Consider the following 22,810-nt stretch of genomic DNA (forward strand, 5'->3'; position numbering starts at 1 on the left):
ATTTTTGGAACTAAATTATTTTGAAGAAGCTTCAATAAAAGCTTGGAAAAGTTTAAGCATATTATTATCACCATATGCTGTCATTATTTCAGGATGAAATTGAACGCCAACAACAAAGTCTTCATCAAATTTTTCAATGGCTTCAATTACATTATCTTTTGAATAAGCAGTAACTTTGAGACCTGGTGCTAAATCTTTTATGGCTTGATGATGGAAAGAATTGCATATAGTATAATCTCCTAATATTTTATTTAAAAGTGAATTTTCAATAATGTTTAGTGTATGGGATGCAGCACCATCTTTTGATTGTTGATAATGTTTTATATAACAGCCTTCCATATACGATAAATCTTGATAAAGGGTGCCACCTAAAGCAACATTTAAAATTTGATGACCTCTACAAATAGCTAAAATAGGTTTTTTAAGTTCAAGGGCTATTTTTGTAATTAGAATATCAAAATTATCTTTATCAGGATAAATAAAATCTAATTTTGGGGATGGTTCTTCATTATATAATAAGGGATTTATATCAATACCACCCGTAAGAAGAATTCCATCAAGAATCTCAATTTGTTTTCTTATAAGGTCTTCATCAGAAAGTATTGGTAGTATAACAGGAACGCCTCCAGCTTTTATTATAGATTCAATATAGTCATTACTTATTGATTCCATAACAGAATGAGAATAAGGGGTTTCGGGCTTAATTAAGCGAGTTGAATTTATGCCAATAATAGGTTTTTTCATGAATAGAGTTCCTCCATTAAGAAGTTTATTTAAATTATACTATATATATAAGAAGAAACATTGTCAACAATTGGTGGAGGGATAAAAAATAAATTAAATACAAGTAAAAAATAAGGAAGATATAAATAAAATCATAAATTAATATTTACAAAATAAATAAAGGAAGTACAATAGAAATTAATGATATATAATTGAAAAAGAAAAGCCTTAGGCTTTTCGTAAAAATAAATATAGGTAAAAATATTTATTAATTTTAGTTACATATCAAATTAAAACTTATGATAAAAGAATCAATTTCGGGGGGACAATAATTCAATGAAAAGATTTCTTAAATGTGTCATATTATTAACTCTAATGCAGATTTTTTCTTTAAAAGCTTTTGCTGAAGAAAGAGTAGAAAACATAAAAGCCTTAGAAGACAATATTCACAATCATTTAGAAAATAGAGATGTAAAATTTAATATTATCTATACAGGTACAAGAAAAGAATTTGAAGAAAATATAAGACAATGTATCACTAATTCTTATTCAAATGATGATTATTTAGAAAGATCATGGTTGGAAATAAAACCCAAAGCCCAAATAACATTTAAAGGTATAGAAACTACAATGGAAGTAACATATTTGACAACAAAGGAGCAAGAGGCGTATATAAATTCTGAATTAGAAAAAATCACTAAGTCTTTAGTGAGTACAAATATGTCTGAATTGGAAAAAGTAAAAATAATAAATGAATATATTATAAATAGATATGAATATGATTATACTCAGAAATCAATTAGCGTTTATTCTGCTTTAACTACATCTTTTGCAGTGTGCCAAGGATACTCGATGACAGCATACAAAATGTTAAATTATGCAGGAGTAGAAAATAAAATTATAGTGGGAACGCTTAAAGGGGCACCCCATTCTTGGAATTCTGTTAAGATTGACGGTAATTGGTATCAGTTAGATATTACAAATAATGATTCTAAGGAAAGAAATAAGTATTTCCTAGTAAGTGATGAAATTTTGACTTCAAATGAATATTCCTGGGATAGAGATAAATATCCTAAAGCTTTGAAGGGCTATTATTAATTATGTATTTTTGTAACTTAATATATAGTTAAGTAATGAAACTGCTATTTAGCAAAATAAACTAAATAGCAGTTTCGTTTTATATTATTTCACAAAAAAGACATAGGACTTTTGTAAGTATTGAATATAGAATTAAAAGGGTTACATATAGTAAAATAGACTCATAGCAAATGAAGAACTAAAAAATATAATAGAAATTAGGTAAAGATAAAAAGGGAGGAAATAAATATGGCAGAATTGTCACTAAGAAATATTTATAAGATTTATGAAGGGGATGTAACTGCAGTTAAAGACTTTAACTTAGAAATTGCAGATAAAGAATTTATTGTTTTCGTTGGACCATCAGGATGTGGTAAGTCAACTACTTTAAGAATGATCGCAGGTCTTGAAGAAATATCTAAAGGAGAATTATACATAGGTGGAAAATTAGTTAATGATGTAGAACCTAAAGAAAGAGATATCGCAATGGTATTCCAAAACTACGCATTATACCCACATATGACAGTATATGATAACATGGCTTTTGCTTTAAAATTGAGAAAAGCACCTAAGGATGAAATTGATAAAAAAGTTAGAAGCGCAGCAAAGACATTGGATATTGAACATTTATTAGATAGAAAACCAAAGGCTTTATCAGGAGGTCAAAGACAAAGAGTTGCCATCGGAAGAGCTATCGTTAGAGAACCAAAGGTATTCTTAATGGACGAACCTTTATCAAATCTTGATGCTAAATTAAGAGTTCAAATGAGAACTGAAATATCAAAATTATATCAAAGTTTAGGAACAACATTTATATATGTAACTCATGACCAAGTTGAAGCCTTAACAATGGGTACAAGAATTGTTGTAATGAAAGATGGTATAATACAACAAGTAGATACTCCACTTAATATTTATAATACACCAAGTAACTTATTCGTTGCTGGATTTATCGGAAGTCCTCAAATGAATTTAGTAAATGGTAGTGTTGTAGAAAAAGAAGGAAAATTATATTGTAGTTTTGAAGAAAATAATATATTATTAACTGATGACAAAGCAAAAGTTTTAAAAGAAAATGGTTATGTAGGTAAAGAAGTAATATTTGGTATAAGACCAGAACATTTAGATGATAATGCTGAAGTTGTTGCAGCAAATCCAAATGCAATTCTTTTAGGAGATGTAGAAGTTGTTGAACGTACTGGAGCTGAAAGTAATATTTACTTTAAATCAGGAAAGAACAGCATGACAGCAAGAGTTGAAGGAAGTACTAAATCAGAACCTAAAGATAAGGTTAAATTATATGTACAAAATGAAATGATTCATGTATTTGATAAGGAATCAGAATTAAGAATATGTTAATATAGTTAACAGATGAGGTGGGAGCATGAAGGGGTTAGTAAAGTATCTACAAGAAATTTATGAAAATTGTGAAATACCTTTTGAGGTTTACATAGATGGAGAAGAGATATTTAAAGCTAATCCTGATTGCCTCACTGAAAATTTTATTGAAGATATATTTTTAATTGGTGCAAAACAATTCAAAATACATCTTCAGGAAAAATATAAAGAATCTATAAAAATATTGGAATTTTGTATTAAGGATAAGTATAAAGATGATTATAATAAAAAAGAAAAAATAATTACTCAATTATTACAAAATTTAAGTATATCAAAAGATAAAATAAAAGAAGTTATGCCACCGATTAGGGAAGATACATTTTTAATTACTGTAAGCTTAAATGATAAATTGATAGATGCATTAGAGGCCTTGAAAAATGTTTATAATGATACTGATATTATAGTATTAAATTACGATGATACTTTAATTTTAATAGGCATTTTTGAAGATATAAATGAACATGTATCTAGTATAAGTGAAACTATATATGGTTCCATTTATGAAAAATGCTATATAAGTTATTGCAAAATTCAAGATTATGAATTGTTAAGTGAATTATATAATGAAAATATGTATAAGATTAATTTAGGCAAAAAGTACAAATTAACTTCAATGATATTTGGGCAAAATAGTCTTTTATTTGAAAAGATTATGGATAGTTTAAAAGAAGAAACAAAATCAAAGATTCTTTATACTTTTAATGAAAATTTCTCTAAGCTTGATGATGATATGATTAAAACAATAGATGTGTTTTTTAAGTTGGATTTAAATTTAAGTGAAGCATCAAAGGAATTATATGTTCATAGAAATACTTTGATTTATAGATTAGATAAGATTCAAAAGTATACGGGGTATGATATTAGAAAATTTAATGATGCTGCTTTATTTAAAATAGCATTCTTTATTTGGAGACAAAAAAATAAAGTGTAGATAAAGAAAAAGACCTTTTCAAAAAATTACTTGATAAATAATTTTTTGAAAAGGTCTTTAGTTTTATATAATCTCAAGGTAAACGAATTTATTAATTAAAAGAATTAAAAGCGGAAGTTGTATAAATATTCAAGGTTTGTTAAAATGTTATTAAGTAAAGGTAAAAAAAGTTTATTTTGGTCAACATTATTAAAAAGGAAGCGAATATAATATTGTATGCTTAATTTTACACTTAGATACAAATTTAATATTCTAATTATATTATATTTATATCTATGTGAAGAATATATGAGAAAATTAAAAGCAATTATTAAGAATATTAAATGGGTGGGGGTATGAGAATGGAAAGAGGTAGTGGTATCATCATGCATATTGCATCTTTGCCAGGAAAATATGGAATAGGAACCTTTGGAAAAGAAGCCTATGAGTTTGCAGATTTTTTGAAAAAAGCAGGACAAAGGTATTGGCAAATACTTCCGCTAGGTCAAACTAGTTATGGCGATTCGCCATATCAATCTTTTTCGGCATTTGCAGGAAATCCATATTTTATTGATTTCGATATGTTAGAAAAGGATGGGATATTAAAAAAAGAGGATTATTGTGACATAAATTTTGGATCAAATGAAGAATACATTGATTATGGATTAGTATTTACAGAAAAAATGAAAGTACTTAGAGTTGCTTATAATAATTTTAAGCAAAAAGAATCTAAAGATTTTAATGTGTTTAAAGAGCAAGAAGCTTCATGGCTTGAAGATTACACTTTATTTATGGCAATAAAGGCTGAATTTGAGTTAAAGAGCTTTCAAACATGGGAAGATGATATCAGACTAAGAAAAGAAGAGGTTATAAGTAGTTATAAAAATAAGCTTTCAGACGAAATTAATTATTGGAGCTTTTTACAATATGAATTTTTTAAACAATGGGATAAATTAAAAAAATATATAAATAAGTTAGGAATAAAGGTAATAGGAGATATTCCAATTTATGTAGCAGAAGATAGTGCTGATTTATGGAGTAATCCTAAAGTGTTTTTGTTAGAAGAAAAAACGTTAAGACCATTAAAAGTTGCAGGTTGTCCACCAGATGCATTTTCAGAAACAGGACAGTTGTGGGGAAATCCTATTTATGATTGGAAGCACCTTGAAGAAACAGGGTATTCATGGTGGATAGATAGAATAAAACAGAGTTTAAAACTTTATGATGTTATAAGAATAGATCATTTTAGAGGTTTTGAGGCTTATTGGACTATTCCTTATGGAGAAAAAACAGCAATGAATGGAAAATGGGTAAAAGGTCCTAAAATGAAATTATTTGATGCAATAAAAAAAGAACTAGGACAAGTAAATATAATAGCTGAAGATTTAGGTATATTAACTGAAGATACTGTGAATTTTAGAAAAAAGACAGGTCTTCCTGGAATGAAGGTATTAGCATTTGCATTTTCTGGTGAAAGTGATAATCCATATCTTCCACATAATTATGAAAAGAATTGTGTGGCTTATACAGGAACTCACGACAATGACACAATAAAAGGCTGGCTTGAAACTACTGGCAGCGAAGAAGAAATAGAAAATGCAATAGAATATTTAAGTTTAACTGAAGAAGAAGGTTATAATTGGGGACTAATAAGGGGAATTTGGGGAAGCGTTGCAAACACTTCCATAGTGCTTATGCAGGATTTCTTGAATCTTGGAAATGAAGCAAGGATAAATCTGCCATCAACAATGGGAAATAATTGGTGTTGGAGAGCAAAAAAAGGCGCATTTACAAATGAGTTAGCAAAAAAAATATATAGATTAACTAAAATTTATGGAAGGTGTGAATAAATTGAGAAAAGAAAAAATTGTAGAGGGAATAGAAAGATACTTAAAAGTTAAACATGGGATAAAATTGAAGGATGCAAAAGATTATGAAATATTTAATGCGCTTTCGTTAACAATTCTAGAAGATATTGTAGAGGATTGGAATGAAACAAGTGAGGCCTATAATAGAGGAAGAATGGCTTATTATTTGTCAGCAGAATATTTAATGGGTAGAGCACTTGGCAATAATTTAATGAACTTAGGTATTTATGATGAAATAAAAGAAGTATTAGCTGAATTAAAAATTGATTTAAATAGAATAGAAGAGATAGAAGAAGATGCAGGCCTTGGTAATGGTGGACTTGGAAGATTAGCAGCATGTTTTGTAGAATCAGCAGCAACTTTAAATATGCCTTTAGTGGGGTATGGTATAAGATATAGCAATGGATTATTTAAGCAAAACATAGAAAATGGATTCCAAACTGAATGTGAAGATACTTGGCTTAAATATGGGGAAGCGTGGAGTATTAGAAAAGATGATGAAATCCAAATTATTAAATTTTCTGATATGACAGTAAAAGCTGTGCCTTACGATGTGCCAATAATAGGGTATAAGACAAGAAATATAAATACTTTGAGATTATGGCAATGTGAAGCTTTAAGAGAATTCGACTTTAATTTATTTAATAATCAACAATATATAGAAGCAGTATCCGCAAGAAATAAAGCTGAAGATATATCAAGAGTATTGTATCCAAATGATACAGCAGAAGCAGGAAAAATATTAAGACTTAGACAACAATATTTCTTTTCTAGTGCATCTATGAAGGATATTATAAAAAAACACAAAACAAAATATGGAAGTGATTTCTCTGAGTTTGCAAAATATAATGTAGCTCAATTAAATGATACACATCCTACAATTTCAATTCTTGAATTTATAAGAATTTTAGTAGATGAAGAAAATGTTGAATTTATAACTGCGTTAGCAATAGCTAAAGAGTTCTTTGGATATACTAATCATACTATACTTGCTGAAGCTTTAGAAAAATGGGATATTAGATTAATTGATAGATTATTCCCAAGAATTTTACAAATAGCACATGAAGTAGATAATGCATTAGCTAAAGAATTAAGACAAAAAGGCTATGATGAAGGTGAAATTTGGAACTTTAAAATTATTGCAAATGATCAAATAAGAATGGCTAATTTAGCTATATTTGTTGGTAGAGCAGTAAATGGAGTTGCAGCACTTCATACAGAAATTTTGAAGAAAAGCGAATTAAATAACTGGTATAATTTATATCCAAATAAATTCCAAAATAAAACAAATGGGATTACACCAAGAAGATGGCTTAGACTATGTAATTCGGAATTATCAGAATTTATTACAAATTTATTAGGAAGTGAAGATTGGGTTAAGAATTTAGAATTGCTTAAAGGTCTAGAGAAATATAGTGATGATGATAAAGTACTAGAGCAATTAATGAAAATCAAACATGAAAAGAAAGTTCAATTGGCTGAGTATATTAAGCAAGAAGAAGGAATTATTATTGATCCAAATTCGTTTTTTGATATTCAAATTAAGAGATTGCATGAATATAAGAGACAATTATTAAATGCTTTATATATCTTAGATTTATATTATAGAATAAAAGAAAATCCTCAATTAGATATACCGAAAACTACATTTATATTTGGTGCTAAGGCTTTCCCAGGATATAGAAGAGCAAAGGGTATCGTTAAATTCATTAATGAAATAGCTAGATTAATTGATAGGGATGAAGAAGCATCAAAGAAGATAAAGGTTGTTTTTGTACATAATTATAGAGTATCTTATGCACAAAAACTTTTCCCAGGTTCTGATTTGTCTAAACAAATTTCTACAGCCGGAAAAGAAGCTTCTGGAACAGGAAATATGAAGTTCATGTTAAATGCAACTCCTACCTTTGGTACTTATGATGGAGCAAATATAGAAATCGTCCAAGCTAGTGGAGAAGAAAATAATTATATATTTGGTCTAAAAGTTGAAGATATAGAAAGAATTAAACACGATTATGACCCTAAGAAATACTATAAGGAAAATCCAGACATAAAGAAAGTAGTAGATACATTAATTAATGGAACTCTAGATGATGGCGGTACAGGATATTTTGAAGATTTATATAATGCTCTATTGGAAGAAAGAGATCAATACTATTTGCTTGCAGATTATGAATTGTTTAAGGCAGCAGAGGAAAAAGTATTTGAAGACTATAAGGATAAAAAGAAATGGGCTCAAAAATGCTTTGCAAATCTTTATAGTTCAGGAGTATTTTCAAGCGATAGAACAATAAAACAATATGCAGATGAAATTTGGAATATAAAACCTGTATCTGTTATATAGTTTTTAATAGAATAACATTATAAATGAAGAGCTATGGAACAAAAAGTTATTCCTAGCTCTTCATTTTCCTAAAAAATAAAAGATTTTAATATAGAATCTTAGCTATAGGGCATATTTATAATAGAATTTATATGGAAAAAAATTCAAAAAAGAAAGTTTACATTTTTTTATATTTACGATATTATTAATAATATAGAAAATTAGGAATAAAAATTAAACTATATAAATTTATTTATCATATATGTATACACAATAACAAATCTACATAAGAAAATTTACATTACGATAAACAAATAATGATTTTTATATATTGAATAAATTATTGTTGTGATTTAGAAAAGGGGATTGAATATGAAAAAAATAGTAGTATTAGATGGTAAAACCTTAGGAAATGTGGATTACATCAAATTAAATGAATTTGGTCAGGTGATTTATTACGATTTAACTTCAAAGGAAGAAGTTGCAGAAAGAATCAAAGATGCTAATATAATAGTAACTAATAAAGTTGTGCTTGATAGAGAAAATTTAAAAAATGCAGATGAACTTGAACTTATTTGTGAGGCGGCCACAGGATATAACAATATAGATATTGAATATGCAAAAGAAAGAAATATTGCAGTTACAAATGTAAAAGGATATTCAACTACTACAGTAGCTCAACATACTTTTGCTATGCTGCTTCATTTATATGATAAAATTAATTACTTTGATAATTACATCAAAAGTGGAGAATATTCTGAATCTCCAATGTTCACTAATTTAGAAGTTCCATATAAAGATTTATGTGGGAAGGTATGGGGAATAATTGGACTTGGTAGTATTGGAAAAAGAGTTGCAAAAATAGCCCAAGCTTTTGGTGCAAGAGTTGTGTATTTTTCAACTTCAGGAAAAAATGCTGATTCTGATTATGCAAGAGTAGAATTTGAGGCATTATTAAAACAAAGTGATATTATTTCTATTCATGCTCCTTTAAATGAAAAAACTGAAGGATTAATAAACTACGAAGCATTTACGAAGATGAAGAAAGATGCTGTAGTTATAAATGTAGCAAGAGGGCCTATAATAGTAGATGAAGATTTAGCTAGAGCCATAGATGAAGATATAATAGGTGGAGCAGCTTTGGATGTATTTAAAATTGAACCAATTCCAGTAAATAATCCGTTATTGAAGATTAAAAATAAAGATAAGATAGTATTAACACCACATATAGCATGGGCAAGTGAAGAAGCTAGAAATAGATTATTTGCAGATTTGTTAGAAAATATAAGTGCATTTAATAGAAAAGAAATAAGAAATAGAGTGGAACTTTAATATTAAAAAGGAATTCCGTTGGAATTCCTTTTTAACTGCTGATTTTTGTTTATTCATTACTATCACTAATGTCACTATCTAATTGATATTCACGATCTAAGATTTCTGATAATTGTGTTGAAATATTGTCAACAGCTTCATCGATGTTTTCATTACATAATATGATTATTAAATAATTCTTATTTAAATTCTTTTCAACAAATGAGGTATATCCTGGCAAGTTGCCACTATGATAGGCAACTTTATCTCCATCAGTGTTTTCATAAATAAACCAACCATAGCCATAATTATTTAAGTAAGGAGTAAACATTTCGTCTAAAGATTTTTTTGTAATTATTTTTTCTGAAAATAATGAATTCTCCCATTTTCGCAAATCTTCGGAGTTAGAATAAATTTCACCAGCAGCATATGACATTAATCCTTCTGTTTTTGGAGCTTCAGCATGTTCGTTTGAATATTTGTTTATAAAGTAGTACCCTATGGATTTATTTTTTGACTCAGTTTCATTGTTTAAAAAACCTGTTGAGGTTAAATTTAATGGTATTATTATATTATTTTTAATAAAATCCTCATAAGTCATATTTGATACTTTCTCAATTACATATCCAAGTAATATATAATTTGAATTGCTGTATTCAAATGAGGTTCCAGCGTTAAAATTAAAGGGCTCATTTTTAAATAATCCAATAAGTTCATCTGGAGTGTAATTAAGATCATGATTTTCAGTATCTATTGAATCAACATAATCTAAATACTCAGGAATGCCAGAAGTATGAGTGAGAAGATTATAAAGTGTTATCTTATTTCCATTTGGATAATCAGGAATATACTTATCTAGAGTATCATAAACATCCAAAAGTTTTTTTTCTTGAAGCATTAAAATTCCAGCAGCAGTAAATTGCTTTGTTAAAGATGCAATTTGAAATATAGTCTGTGGTTTGTTTTGAATACGCTTATTGTAATCTGCGGTACCATATCCTTTATTTAAGAGAACTTCATCATCTTTTGTAATTAGGATTGTTCCGCTAAATTCATTTTTCTTTGAGTAATTATCCATATATTTTGATAATTTACCATTTATACTACTATTAGAGCTTACTACTGTTTTCTTGTGAACATTTTTTTGATTAATATTTTCACAGCCCATTAATAGTAAAGTAGATATTAAGAATAAGATCATTATATTTAATAAATTTTTTTTCAGCATTATTAAATTCCCCTCCCATATGTAAAGTTAACAATTACTATATTATTCCCTAATTAATATAGAATGAGTCTTGATTTAAATGTTAATTTATTAACAAGTATTATTGAATTATAGTTTATTATATACTAATTGTAACACCTAATCTATAAATAGGAGTGTAAATTAAAGAAAATGTAATAATTTTGCTTTTAAAACATCACATATGTTTTATAAATATAACTTATATGAGGATTAATTACTTTTCAGAAAAGTAACAATCTAATTTAAATTAAAAGAATTACTTGGAAAAGATAGGATAGTTAAATGCGGTAAAATTACAGGTGCTATTTAGAAAAGAAGTAACTGGTTTTATTTTTAGTTTAGTGTTAATATATATATTGCTAAGGCATATTTAACAAATAATAAGTCAATACTGATGATAGCGTAGACTTATTATTTTATTTATTGTGCCTAAAAGTAATAACTATAAGGAGGATACTAAAATATCATGGCGAAAGTTATTATTGCGGAAAAGCCATCTGTTGCTAAAAATATTGCAGATGCATATAAGATAAAAACTAGAAGAGATGGATATTTTGAAGGCAATGGATATTATATAACCTGGGCATTTGGACATCTTTTGCAGCTTTATGATGCAAAGGATTATGATGAAAATATGAAGGGGTGGAGATTTGAAAAGTTTCCATTTATCCCAGAAAAATTTTTATACAAAGTAAAATGTGATGGAGTAGATAGAACTGTAGAGGACAAAGGTGCCAAAAAGCAGTTAGGAATAATAAAAAATTTAATAGATAGAGAAGATGTTGATGGTGTAATTTCAGCTACGGACTATGATAGAGAAGGTCAGGTTATAGCCGATGAATTATTTGGTTATTTTGACGTAAAAAAGCCTATATATAGATTGCTTTTAAATGAATGGACACCAGATGAAGTTGAAAGTGGAATGAAATCTTTAAAAGATAATAAAGAAATGCAGCCTCTTCAGGATGCAGGTATAGGAAGACAATGGAGTGACTGGATTATAGGAATTAACTTAACCTCAGTCAGTACCTTAAAATATAAGTTTGAAGAAAACAAAACTATTAATATAGGAAGAGTTTTACTTCCTACCTTAAAAATTATTTATGATAGAGATAAAGAAATAGAAAACTTTACTGCAACTACGTATTATAAATTAATATCAAATTTTAAAAATTCACAAAATGAAGAATTTGAAGGTTTATATTATGAAAATGAGTCAGAAAAATTTGATGTTAAGGAAGATTTAGATAAACTTTTACCTTTACTTGAAGGTTCTACAGCTACAATTATTGACAAGCAGACAGAATTAAAGAAAGAATATCCTCCATATTTATTTAATTTATCAAATCTACAAGGTTATGTTACAAGCAAATATAAAGGATGGACATCTGATAAAGTTTTAAAAGTAGCGCAATCACTTTATGAAAAGAAGCTTACAACTTATCCAAGAACAGCAAGTGTGGTTTTAGAAGAAAGCTTAAAGGATAGGGCAAAAAAAGTTTTAGGTACATTAAAGGTTGGATTACCATATGAAGCAGATATTAAATTTAACACATCAAAAAGGATTTTTGACAGTTCAAAGGTGGAAAGCCATAGTGCTATAACTCCAACTTATATTAAACCATCAGGATTATCAGCAGATGAAAAGATAGTATATGAAGCTATTAAAAATAGATTTATAATGCAGTTTATGCCTATAGCTGAATTTGAAGAAACAAAGGTAACTTTAAAGGCTGAAAATCCAGAAGTAAAAGGCATGTTTGTTTCCAAAGGTAAAGTTAAGCTTGTTGAAGGCTGGAAGGTAGTAGAAAAAATAGAAAGTAAAGATGTAATTCTTCCAAAAGTTGAAGTGGATGAAAAAGTTGATATTATAGATTCAAAGGTCAGCTCTGTTACAAAAAAGCCACCAAAATATCATACGGAAAAAACCTTGCTTAGAGTTATGGAAACCTGTGGAAAAGGTGTTGAAGATAAAGAAGAAGATAGTGATGAAATGATGCAGGCTATTTTAAGTGGTTATAGCATAGGAACGCCAGCAACCAGAGCAGAAACAATAAAGAAATTAAAAGATATAGGCTATTTAAAAACTAAAGGTAAAAATCTTATGTGTACAGAACTAGGAAGAAATTTAGTTGAGACTTTTCCTGTGAGAGAATTGTTGGATTTAGAATATACAGGAAGATTAGAAAAGACTCTTTCAGATATTGAAAAGGGTAAGTTTGCTAAAAGTGATTTTATGAAACTTATAATAGATTTTACAGTTAAATCAGTAGAGACAATTAAGAAAGATGAAGGAGCATTGTCTAGGATTAAAGTTGAAATTCCGAAAGATGTTGAAAGTATAGGACCTTGTCCTGTTTGCGGAAATCCTGTAGTTGAAGGGGAAAAAAGCTTTGGATGCAGCAATTGGAAGAATGGTTGTAGATATACTATTTGGAAGGATGATAAGTATATTGCTTCATTTGGTAAAAAGATATCAAAGGAAATGGTAGAGCTTTTACTTAAAAATGGTAAAGTTGGTTTTAGAAATTTAAAAAGTAAAAAAGGAAATACTTTTTCTGCATATTTTAGATATGAAAAGAATGAAGAAACGGGATATTTTAATTGGAAAATTGAATTTATAGATACTTAGAGGATAAGTATTAAAGGGCAGTATTTAGGAGGTTTACCACTAAATACTGCCCTATTTTGTGAGTTTCTATAAAATGTTTAAGGGGCAGTGCAATTCATAAAAAAATAACTTATAATTTAAGTAGAATTTATATCCATAAATAGAATCGAATGGGTGACAAACTTGGGCGTTTTTATGGTATAAAAATGAAAGGGCTAAATGGTAAATGATTAGATTATGGGAGGGTGAAAATAATGAATGGATTTGATAAAGTAGATGAGATTATTTTAAATATGGAAAAGGTCATTGTTGGAAAAAAGGATGTAATTAAAATGGCAATGGTTTCAGTTTTATCCGAAGGCCATATATTATTAGAAGATGTTCCGGGTACAGGAAAAACTACTTTTGCAAAAACTTTAGCTAAAACAATTGGATGCGAATTTAGCAGAATACAATTTACCCCTGACACGTTACCAAGCGATATTACTGGAGTTTCTATATACAATATGAAAACGAATACTTTTGAATATATGAAGGGAAGTGTTATTAGTAATATAATTTTAGCAGATGAAATAAATAGAGCTTCACCAAAAACACAAGCAAGTCTTTTAGAAGCAATGGAAGAAAGACAAGTAACTGTAGATGGTAATACACATATCTTACCAAGACCGTTTATGGTAATTGCAACACAAAACCCAGTTGACTGTATTGGGACATATAATCTTCCAGAAGCCCAGTTAGATCGTTTTTTTATGAAATTATCTATGGGGTATCCAAGTCAGGAAGAAGAAAAAAAGATGGTAGATAGATTTTTAGCCAATAGAAAGTGGAGGGAAATAGATTCGGTTTCCAATGAAGCAGAAATATGCAAGATGCAAGATGAAGTTACAAAAGTTGAGATTCATCAAGATATTATAGAATATATTTTAAAAATAGCTAAGGCTAGCAGAAATAGTGCTGATATTACACTTGGAATTAGCCCAAGAGCTACATTAGATTGGATAAAAGGCTCACAAGCAATTGCATATTTTGAAAAAAGAAATTACGTTATTCCTGATGATGTATTAGAAGTATTCAATCCAATAATAGCACATAGGATTATTTTATCTTCAGAAGCAAAAATAAATCAGGTTTCAGTAGAAAATGTTCTGCTAAATCTGCGAAAAATGGTTGGTATACCTATTTTGTAAAAGCAGGAGATGAAACGTATAATGAATAAAAATTTGATTGTTATAGTTGGTTTCATAATAGGTACAGGAATATTTGTTAGTAGTCGAGGAGGAACTATTCCTTATGCATTATTCTTTTTTTCTTTATTCATACCATTTACTTCATTAATATATATTATGGTTGTTTGGAGTAGATTCAAGTTTTATGAAACAATAGAAAAGAAAGTTATAGTAAAAGGCGAAAGTGTGGATTATTATTTTTCAATAGGAAATGAAGATAAATTTTTATATAGCAGCATTAAAGTTTATTTTTTACATGATAAGTCACAAATCATTGGGTTAAATGAAGATAAAGAATATTGTTTAATGCCTGGAGACAAGGAGATTACTAAGACAAAGATATGCTGTAAATATCGAGGAGAATATTATACTGGAGTAGATGCTTTTGTTATTAGTGATTATATTAATTTATTTAATATTACTTATAAGGTAGCTTCAAAGTTACCAGTTACTGTTTTACCTAGAATTATTAAATGGAAGAATTCAGATATAATAGAGGAAGACAAAGATGAAAAGAATACTAAAGCTTCTACTATTAGAGAAGATCAAATTGATGTTCAGGTAAAAAAATATGTTAGAGGCGAGTCCATGAGGCAAATACATTGGAAGGCTTCAGCAAAGAATGGAGAATTAATGACTAGAATATATCATTCTAGTGTAAAGCGTGAAGTCATGATTCTTATTGATTTAAGTCCCGTTGGACAAAATGAAATGGACAAGTTACTTCTAGAAGATTGTATTATTGAAGAGGCCCTAGCAGCTGCAAACTACTGTTACGAAAAAAATATACCATTTTTTGTTTGTTTTGAGCAAGATGGGTATAACAGATTACCAATACAAAATATAGATGAATGGAATAAATTCTATTTATTGTGTGGAAAGCTTTTGTTTCATGGAAAGTATAAAAATAATCAATTATGCGAAGCGAGTCGCCCTTGGGTAAGAACAGTAAAGCATGCAATCATTGTTACACACGAATTAAATTCTAAATTATATGATGAATTGAAATCTTATTATGGGACTATTGAAACAAGTATTCTTCTTGCCACAAGTAAGCTGACTGAGGAGCAAAGACATAAAGTAAAATTTTTTGCAGAAAGTGGCTTTATGATTAGAGTGATTGAAGCTGGGGAGGGAGATTAGAATGAAGGGGAAAAGTGAAATAGCAGATGAATTGTATGTCATTGTAAAAGAAGTTCTTATTACATTTTCAATTCAATATGGTATTTTTAAAAGTTTAAATTGGGAAATACCTATTTCCCTTTTATTTCTAATCTCACTAATTGTAGTTGCAACTATAGCATTGGCTAATCATTATCATATTAAAAAGTTAATAGTTGCTTTACCGATAGTAATTTTATTATCAGTAATAGTTTTAAAAATAGTATATGAAATAAATGCATTTACATTTATTAAAGACGCTTTCTTTTGGATTTATTCATATTCTAATGGATTTGATGAATTTTATTATTCGTATTTTATAATTATATCTTGCATACTATCTATTGTTATCATGAGAATAATACTACATTTAGAGAAAAAATTAATTACAAGATTTCTTTTTGCCATTGTATTAGTTGTGTTAATTACAATCTGTGGAATCTATTATGTTGATATGAGTGTTTTGGTAATTGGAATTATATTGTTTTATTGTTTTGATACTGTTGTTGAAATGATTCAAGTGAAAAACGGAAAAGCTAAAAAATATTCTGAAAGGTGTTTAGTACCATTTATTGCTGGAACTGTACTTTTAGCTATATGTATCCCTTCAGATGAACAGCCAATTAAGTGGGCGTGGATAAGGGAAACTGCAAGTAACTTAAAAGAAATTGCATACGTAATGAGGGAAACGGAAGAAGAGAAAGGAAATGAATTTAATGTAAATAATGTGGGGTTATCAGAGAAGAAAACTAATTTTTTAGGTAATCTTAATGATACAAGAGGTAAAAAGATGCTTTCAGTATCAACTGGGTATAGTTTTAGAACTGGTTATTTAAATTGGATTGTGCGAAATAAATATGTTGGAGATGGTTGGGAAAAGGATAATGTTGAAAAAAGCAGCGATAAAGATGAATACAAAATTGATTTATATGAAAAGCTATATAATTTATATCGTTCAGATTTAAAGACGTTTCCAGATGAATATTTTGCAAAGAGAATTAAATATGAAATATGCTACGATAAAATTTTAACTAAATCCGTATTTAGACCAGAAAATTGTTATTATATAGATAATCTTAACGCAAATGATGTAGATACATTAGGAGATAATATTTATTTTGATAAGAAAGTTAAAAACGGATATAGGTATTATGTTTCAAGTTTATTGATAAATATGGAAAATGATAATATGAAGCAGTACTTAAGAAATGTTAAAGAAAATCAAAATTATTATGAAGAAAATGATAATGAAAAAACAATTATTGAAGGAAGCGCATTTCAGGAAGCTGTTAAAGAATTAGGTATTAGTGAAGATAATGTTAATTATATTACATCAGATTCTTTTAGAATAAGATTAAATGAAAAATATAATAAAATAAGAGGTGAATATCTTCAAGTGCCATCAGAAGTACCAGATAGAGTAATAAACTTAGCAAAGGAAATTACAGAAAATTGCTCTAATGAATATGATAAAGCTGAAGCTATATATGAATATTTAAAAAACAACTATGAGTATGATATTAGCCTTGATGAACTTCCAAAAGGAAAAGATGCTGTAGATTACTTTTTATTTGAAAAAAAGAGAGGATATTGTACGTATTTTGCAAGCAGTATGGCAATTATGTGCAGGAGTATTGGTATACCAGTTAGGTATGTTGAAGGGGCTGTTGTTGATTATAAAGAAAGAGAGAATGATTGGTTCTTTATAAAAACAGGAAATTCTCATGCATGGACTGAAATTTATTTAAATGGTTTTGGATGGATTAGGATGGATCCAACCCCAGGTAATTTTGAGGTTAGAGAAAACTGGGCAAGAGAGGATGTCAAAGCAGATATTAAGATTAATAACACTAATAATAAACAGTTAATAAAAACTCCAGATTTTCAAATACAAAAAAAATCTGAAGATAAAGTTGAAATCAGCATTTTAGAATCAATAACAAATAATGAAACTTTTAAATTATGGTTAAAATATATCTTTGGAGGAATATCTTTATTAATTCTTTTGTGCGCATTAGGTATAGGATTATTTATTTTGAATCAAAAAATAATATATAAAAAATCAGATAATCGGCAAAAAGTTTTAATTTTGATGAAAAAAATTATTCAGAATCTTGAAAAACGTGGATATAAATTAAGAGATGGGGAGACGTTACAGGAATTTATCGAAAGGTTAGAAGGAGCGGAAAATTTTTTAGATAGTGAGTTGATAAAACTGCTAATTTGGTTTCAAACAATACGCTACAGTAAAAAAAATATTACAGAGGAAGAGGTATTTTTTGTTGAGCAATTTGTAATAAAAAAATAATTTTTAATTTTAGTTATAGGGCAACATTTATTAGTATAAAACTATTGAATGCTGTCCTAATTAATTTTATTTAAGAAAATAATTAATAAATTATACAATTTATATTTTAGATTTTTATAGTTTTGGTTATTTTTATAATAGATTATCCATGTGTTTAAATTCTCAATTAAGGAAAAATTAAGGAATAATTAATTGATTAATAATATATTCTAATCTATAATTTTAGTGTACCATTCGAAGTAGTACACTTCATACAATAAAATTAAAACTAAATGAAGAAATTATTAATAATACAATAAATTTACAATTTAAAGTTAAATTATGCTAATATTTAATTAATTATGTAATATGGGGGAATCTAGGAATGAAAAAAATTAACTATAATAAGTTGATCACTTCGTTAGTTATGTTTTTTATATTGGTTGGATTTATGCCAACAATGTGTAGAGCGGAAACTAAAGAAGATAATAGTTCAATTACAATGAAAGCAACCTACGGAATTCAAGGGAATTTTAAAGGCTCAACATCTATACCAGTGAATATTGAAGTAGAAAACAAAGGGGACAAGATAGCGGGAGAATTAGAGGTAAGAGTTCCTGCTAGTGCTCCTAATACATATGATGCATTTGTATCTGAAGTAAATATAGGTGCTAACGAAAAAAGAACAATAACTATTCCAATTAATTTGCCAGATAATGCTTTGAAATTAAAAGTAGTATTAAAAGAAGGCGAAAATATTATAAAAGAAAATAATGTATTAGTCAGCAATGGAAGAGTAAATGAAGCTGATTTGTTTATGGGAGTAATGACAGATGATTTTAATGGTATTACAATACGAACTTTAGATTTTACCAGTTTAAATAACTCAAATAATAAAATGAAAGAACGAATTAATAAAACCATTAGTGTACCATTAGAATTAGATTCTTTAGTAAAAAGTTCTAAAAATATTTCTTCATTGGATGCTATTGTAATAAATAATTATAATACTTCTAATTTGAAAAAAGACCAGTATGAAAATTTATCTTCATGGGTTGAAAGTGGAGGAACATTAGTAATTGGCAGTGGAGAAAATACAGCTAAAACAATAGGCAATTTGGATAAAGAATTTTTTAATATAAATTACAATGGAACAAAAGATATTAATGGATACACCCTTGCTAAATTAAATATAAAAAATGCAGAAATAAAATTACAGGAGGGTGAAGAACCTCTGATTTATTCGATGCATAAGGGACAAGGTAAGGTATATGTTGCAGCCTTTGATTTGGCAAATAAAAATATAGCAGCTAAAGATGAAGTCATGAATACATGGAAGGAATCTTTAGGAAATGATTTTGCAAGTAGGTTTAGTATTCCTCATAGTTATAGAAACCAGTATGTACCACATGGTATTGAAGAATTGAGTAATAATGTACCATATAAAGATAATTTCAATATTGGATTATTAGTCATTACATTTTTAAGTTATGCATTAATTGTAGGAATTATTATTTATATAGTAATGAAGAAATTAAATAAAAGAGAATGGCTTTGGGGAATTATTCCTGCTATAGCAATAATTTTTTCATTAACTTTATACACATTAGGTATTAATACAAGAATTAAAGATGTAGTATTAAATCAAGTTAATATTGTTACAAGTGATAAAAATGGTTCAAGCCAAGTGTTAGGATATGCAGGAATTGGTTCTAAATACAAAAATGATTTAACAGTACAAGAACCTACAGGAACTAATCTTAAAAATTACACTAATGATTATTATAGAGAAAATGCAGATACAAATAATTTTACTAAGTTAGGAACTAAAACTGTATACAGACAAAATAATTCTTATTTTGAATTTAAGCAGTTAGCTGCTTTAAGTATGAAAAAATTCGAAATTACAGGACATAAAGATATGATTCCAACTATTGATGCTAATTTAAACTATAACTCTCAAAAATTATCAGGAAAAATTAAAAATACTTTAGGATACGATATTAAAGATTTATTAGTAGTATCTTATAATTCTGTCTGGGAATTAGGAGAAATAAAGGCTAATGAAGAAAAGGAAATTGATTCTCAAAGTTATTCATCCTCAGGATTGGAAGCTTATGGAAATAAGTTAAGAAGTAAATATCATAGAGATTATAGATCTGGGTCAGGGAATAATAAAAATAAAGAAGAATTTAAAGATATATTGAGAATAGGAAATTTGATAGGAAGTGTAGGGGAAATAAATCATAAACAATCAACATATTTACTTGCAGTAACTGATATGCCTGTAGATTACGGTTTTGATTTTGGAGGAAAGTCAGTATCTAAATATGATACTACTGCAGTTCTTCAGGATGTAGATATAAATTTTACAGATAAAGATGGTAATTTAGATTATCCATTAGGATATTTTAAAGGTGAAATATCAGATATAAATGAAAATGTAGATATTGATACCCAAAACAATGCTATTTTTGGAAATGGAGATTTAATTTTAGATTATAACATAAATAAAGATATAAATTTATTAGATTTAAAAGTTGGATATGTTGATAATCATAATGGAAAATCATCTGGATTAAAGGGTTCTGTTTATATTTATAATTACGAAAAAAATCAATATACTCAAATAAATTACACTGTAAATGGAGAAAGCATAAAAAATCCAACAGAATATATTAAGGATGGAAAAGTAAGAGTAAAAATGCAATGTAATAATGAAGAGGGAATAGGTATTCCACAAATTACTGTAAAAGGGAGGGCTAAATAATGTTACTTATTAAAGATTTAGAAAAATCCTATGGAAAATTTAAGGCCCTTAATAAATTAAATTTAGATATTAAACAAGGTGAGATATTTGGGTTCATAGGCCCTAATGGTGCAGGAAAAAGTACAACTATGAAAATAGTGTCTGGTCTTTTAACGCCTGATGATGGAGAAGTATATGTTGATGGAATAGATGCAATTAAAAATAATAAGAAATTAAAAGAGAAAATTGGGTATATGCCAGATTTCTTTGGAGTATATGATAATTTAAAGGCATATGAGTATTTAGAGTTTTATGGATCAATTTATGGTATAACAGGTAAAGAAATTAAAGATTTATCAATGGATTTATTAGAATTAGTAAATCTAGAAAAGAAATATGATGCATATGTTGATGGATTATCAAGAGGTATGAAGCAAAGATTATGTTTAGCAAGATGTTTGATTCATAATCCACAATTATTGATTTTAGATGAACCTGCTTCAGGGATGGACCCTAGAGCAAGATTTGAAATGAAAAATATATTGAAAAACCTTAAAGATATGGGTAAAACTATAATAGTAAGTTCACATATTTTATCCGAGTTAGGTGAAATCTGTACTAATATAGGAATTGTTGAAAGTGGAAGAATGGTGTGTCAGGGAACTGTAGAAGATATAATGACAGCAGTGAGTGGAAATCACCCAATTGCAATTTCAGTATTAGATAGAACTGAAGAAGCAATTAAGATATTAAAGGAAATTCCTAAGATAGGTAAAATAAAGTTTGAAAATAATAAAATAACAGCTGGTTTTAATGGGAATGAAGAAGAGTGTGCTGTTTTACTTAAAACATTAATAAGCAGAGATGTACCAGTAATATCTTTCAATAGAGAATCAACAAGTCTTGAAGACATATTTATTAAAATTACAGATAAAGAAGCGTTAAAGGAGGAAAAGAGTCTTGAAAATTAATCCGGTTTTAAAAAATGAAACAAAGCTTGCAGTAAGAAGTTTTAAATTTACTCTAATGATCCTTGTATATGTACTTTTATTATCTGGAGGAGCACTGTTTATATTTAATATTAATATTGAAGAAGCATATTTTAATGGGATAAATTTAGAATCAATAATATATCTTTATATTGGAATGGCAATAATACAAGCAGTTTTATTAATGTTTATAGTGCCAGCTTTAACTTCTACAGCAATTTGTGGTGAGAGGGAAAAGCAGACGTTAGAAGTTCTTTTATCAACAAAAATGAGTACTTTATCAATAATAAATGGAAAACTTTTAGCTTCAATAAGCAGAGTTATAATTTTGATTATTTGCACAATGCCAATATATTCAATTGCATTTTTAATTGGAGGCGTAAATTTAGGGAATATATTGGAGCTAAGTCTATTCTTTATTGTGACTACAATATTTGTAGGTTCCATTGGCGTATGTATATCTACCTTCATTAAAACCTCAAAAGTAGCAACAGCAGTTGCCTATGGAGTTACCTTAATGATATTTGTAGGTATAGTTATTTTAGCATTTATTGTTACTATGATTAGTGCCTCTAAAAACCCTAATGCTCAAAATTTAACGGCACCAATATTTTCGTATTTAAGCCCAACAGTAGGATTTTTATGTTTACTAGCTAAACAAATAGGGGAAACCAATGCTTTTGGCTTTTGGGGAAGAGGAATTGATAGTTTTATGTTTGATTACGGAACTTTTATATCAATGGGAATTCAATTAGTTTTAAGTGTAATATTAGTTTTTATATCTGCACATAAGTTAAATCCTTTAAATAGTGGTTTTAGATTTAGAAAAAAAAGAAAAAAATCAGTAAATAATGAATGATGAGCAGTAAATATTCATCATTCATTACTAGTTGGTTTATAAGGAATTTGAATTGAGGAGAATTTA

Annotated in this window: 15 protein-coding genes; 13 read left to right on the forward strand and 2 right to left on the reverse strand. The window is 27.9% G+C overall.

The genetic code is table 11. The features are described 5' to 3' along the window. Window positions 1-15: 15 nt before the first annotated feature. A complete protein-coding gene (locus GXK56_RS06245; protein ID WP_160686287.1) occupies window positions 16-744 on the reverse strand; it encodes a gamma-glutamyl-gamma-aminobutyrate hydrolase family protein in 729 nt (242 codons plus the stop codon). Between the two features lie 315 nt (window positions 745-1,059). Between GXK56_RS06245 and GXK56_RS06250 the strand changes: the two genes are divergently transcribed. The 6 genes from GXK56_RS06250 (at window position 1,060) to GXK56_RS06275 (ending at window position 9,631) form a co-directional block, all read left to right on the forward strand. After that, entirely contained in the window at window positions 1,060-1,821 is a 762-nt protein-coding gene (locus tag GXK56_RS06250; protein ID WP_160686289.1) for a transglutaminase domain-containing protein, read from the forward strand. A 228-nt stretch (window positions 1,822-2,049) separates the two neighbouring features. After that, on the forward strand, window positions 2,050-3,159 hold the full coding sequence (gene ugpC, locus GXK56_RS06255; RefSeq protein ID WP_160686291.1) for a sn-glycerol-3-phosphate ABC transporter ATP-binding protein UgpC: 1,110 nt from the start codon (window positions 2,050-2,052) through the stop codon (window positions 3,157-3,159). Window positions 3,160-3,184: 25 nt separating this feature from the next. After that, window positions 3,185-4,129, forward strand: coding sequence for a helix-turn-helix domain-containing protein (locus GXK56_RS06260; protein ID WP_160686293.1), 945 nt, complete (start codon window positions 3,185-3,187; stop codon window positions 4,127-4,129). A gap of 341 nt (window positions 4,130-4,470) precedes the next feature. Continuing rightward, window positions 4,471-5,958 carry a 4-alpha-glucanotransferase gene (malQ, locus tag GXK56_RS06265; protein ID WP_160686295.1) on the forward strand — a complete coding sequence of 496 codons (1,488 nt, stop codon included), beginning with the start codon at window positions 4,471-4,473 and terminating at the stop codon, window positions 5,956-5,958. 1 nt (window position 5,959) lies between these two features. Then, window positions 5,960-8,320 carry a glycogen/starch/alpha-glucan phosphorylase gene (locus tag GXK56_RS06270; protein WP_160686297.1) on the forward strand — a complete coding sequence of 787 codons (2,361 nt, stop codon included), beginning with the start codon at window positions 5,960-5,962 and terminating at the stop codon, window positions 8,318-8,320. A gap of 351 nt (window positions 8,321-8,671) precedes the next feature. Continuing rightward, window positions 8,672-9,631 (forward strand): D-2-hydroxyacid dehydrogenase, encoded by a 960-nt coding sequence (locus GXK56_RS06275; RefSeq protein ID WP_160686299.1) that lies wholly within the window; start codon window positions 8,672-8,674, stop codon window positions 9,629-9,631. Between the two features lie 49 nt (window positions 9,632-9,680). Here GXK56_RS06275 and GXK56_RS06280 read toward each other — a convergent pair whose 3' ends face one another. Then, window positions 9,681-10,838, reverse strand: a complete 1,158-nt coding sequence (locus GXK56_RS06280; RefSeq protein WP_160686301.1) for a serine hydrolase domain-containing protein — start codon at window positions 10,836-10,838, stop codon at window positions 9,681-9,683. A gap of 487 nt (window positions 10,839-11,325) precedes the next feature. On the opposite strand from GXK56_RS06280, the gene GXK56_RS06285 reads away from it, so the two are divergent. From GXK56_RS06285 to GXK56_RS06315, 7 genes are all read left to right on the forward strand, one after another. Continuing rightward, entirely contained in the window at window positions 11,326-13,491 is a 2,166-nt protein-coding gene (locus GXK56_RS06285) for a type IA DNA topoisomerase (protein ID WP_160686303.1), read from the forward strand. A gap of 233 nt (window positions 13,492-13,724) precedes the next feature. Next, complete coding sequence (locus GXK56_RS06290; protein ID WP_160686305.1) at window positions 13,725-14,660, forward strand: MoxR family ATPase; 936 nt, start codon at window positions 13,725-13,727, stop codon at window positions 14,658-14,660. A 21-nt stretch (window positions 14,661-14,681) separates the two neighbouring features. Then, window positions 14,682-15,842, forward strand: a complete 1,161-nt coding sequence (locus GXK56_RS06295) for a DUF58 domain-containing protein (RefSeq protein WP_160686307.1) — start codon at window positions 14,682-14,684, stop codon at window positions 15,840-15,842. 1 nt (window position 15,843) lies between these two features. Then, window positions 15,844-18,168, forward strand: coding sequence for a transglutaminase domain-containing protein (locus GXK56_RS06300; protein ID WP_160686309.1), 2,325 nt, complete (start codon window positions 15,844-15,846; stop codon window positions 18,166-18,168). A 364-nt stretch (window positions 18,169-18,532) separates the two neighbouring features. Beyond that, entirely contained in the window at window positions 18,533-20,917 is a 2,385-nt protein-coding gene (locus tag GXK56_RS06305; RefSeq protein WP_160686311.1) for a hypothetical protein, read from the forward strand. Then, the gene (locus tag GXK56_RS06310) at window positions 20,917-21,867 is read left to right on the forward strand and encodes an ABC transporter ATP-binding protein (protein ID WP_160686313.1); all 951 of its coding nucleotides are present in this window, start codon (window positions 20,917-20,919) and stop codon (window positions 21,865-21,867) included. Before GXK56_RS06305 ends, GXK56_RS06310 begins: the two co-directional genes overlap by 1 nt. Continuing rightward, window positions 21,857-22,744 (forward strand): ABC transporter permease subunit, encoded by an 888-nt coding sequence (locus GXK56_RS06315; protein ID WP_160686315.1) that lies wholly within the window; start codon window positions 21,857-21,859, stop codon window positions 22,742-22,744. Before GXK56_RS06310 ends, GXK56_RS06315 begins: the two co-directional genes overlap by 11 nt. Window positions 22,745-22,810 lie beyond the last annotated feature (66 nt).

It is taken from the genome of Clostridium sp. C2-6-12 (genome assembly GCF_009928485.1).
GTDB lineage: Bacteria > Bacillota > Clostridia > Clostridiales > Clostridiaceae > Clostridium.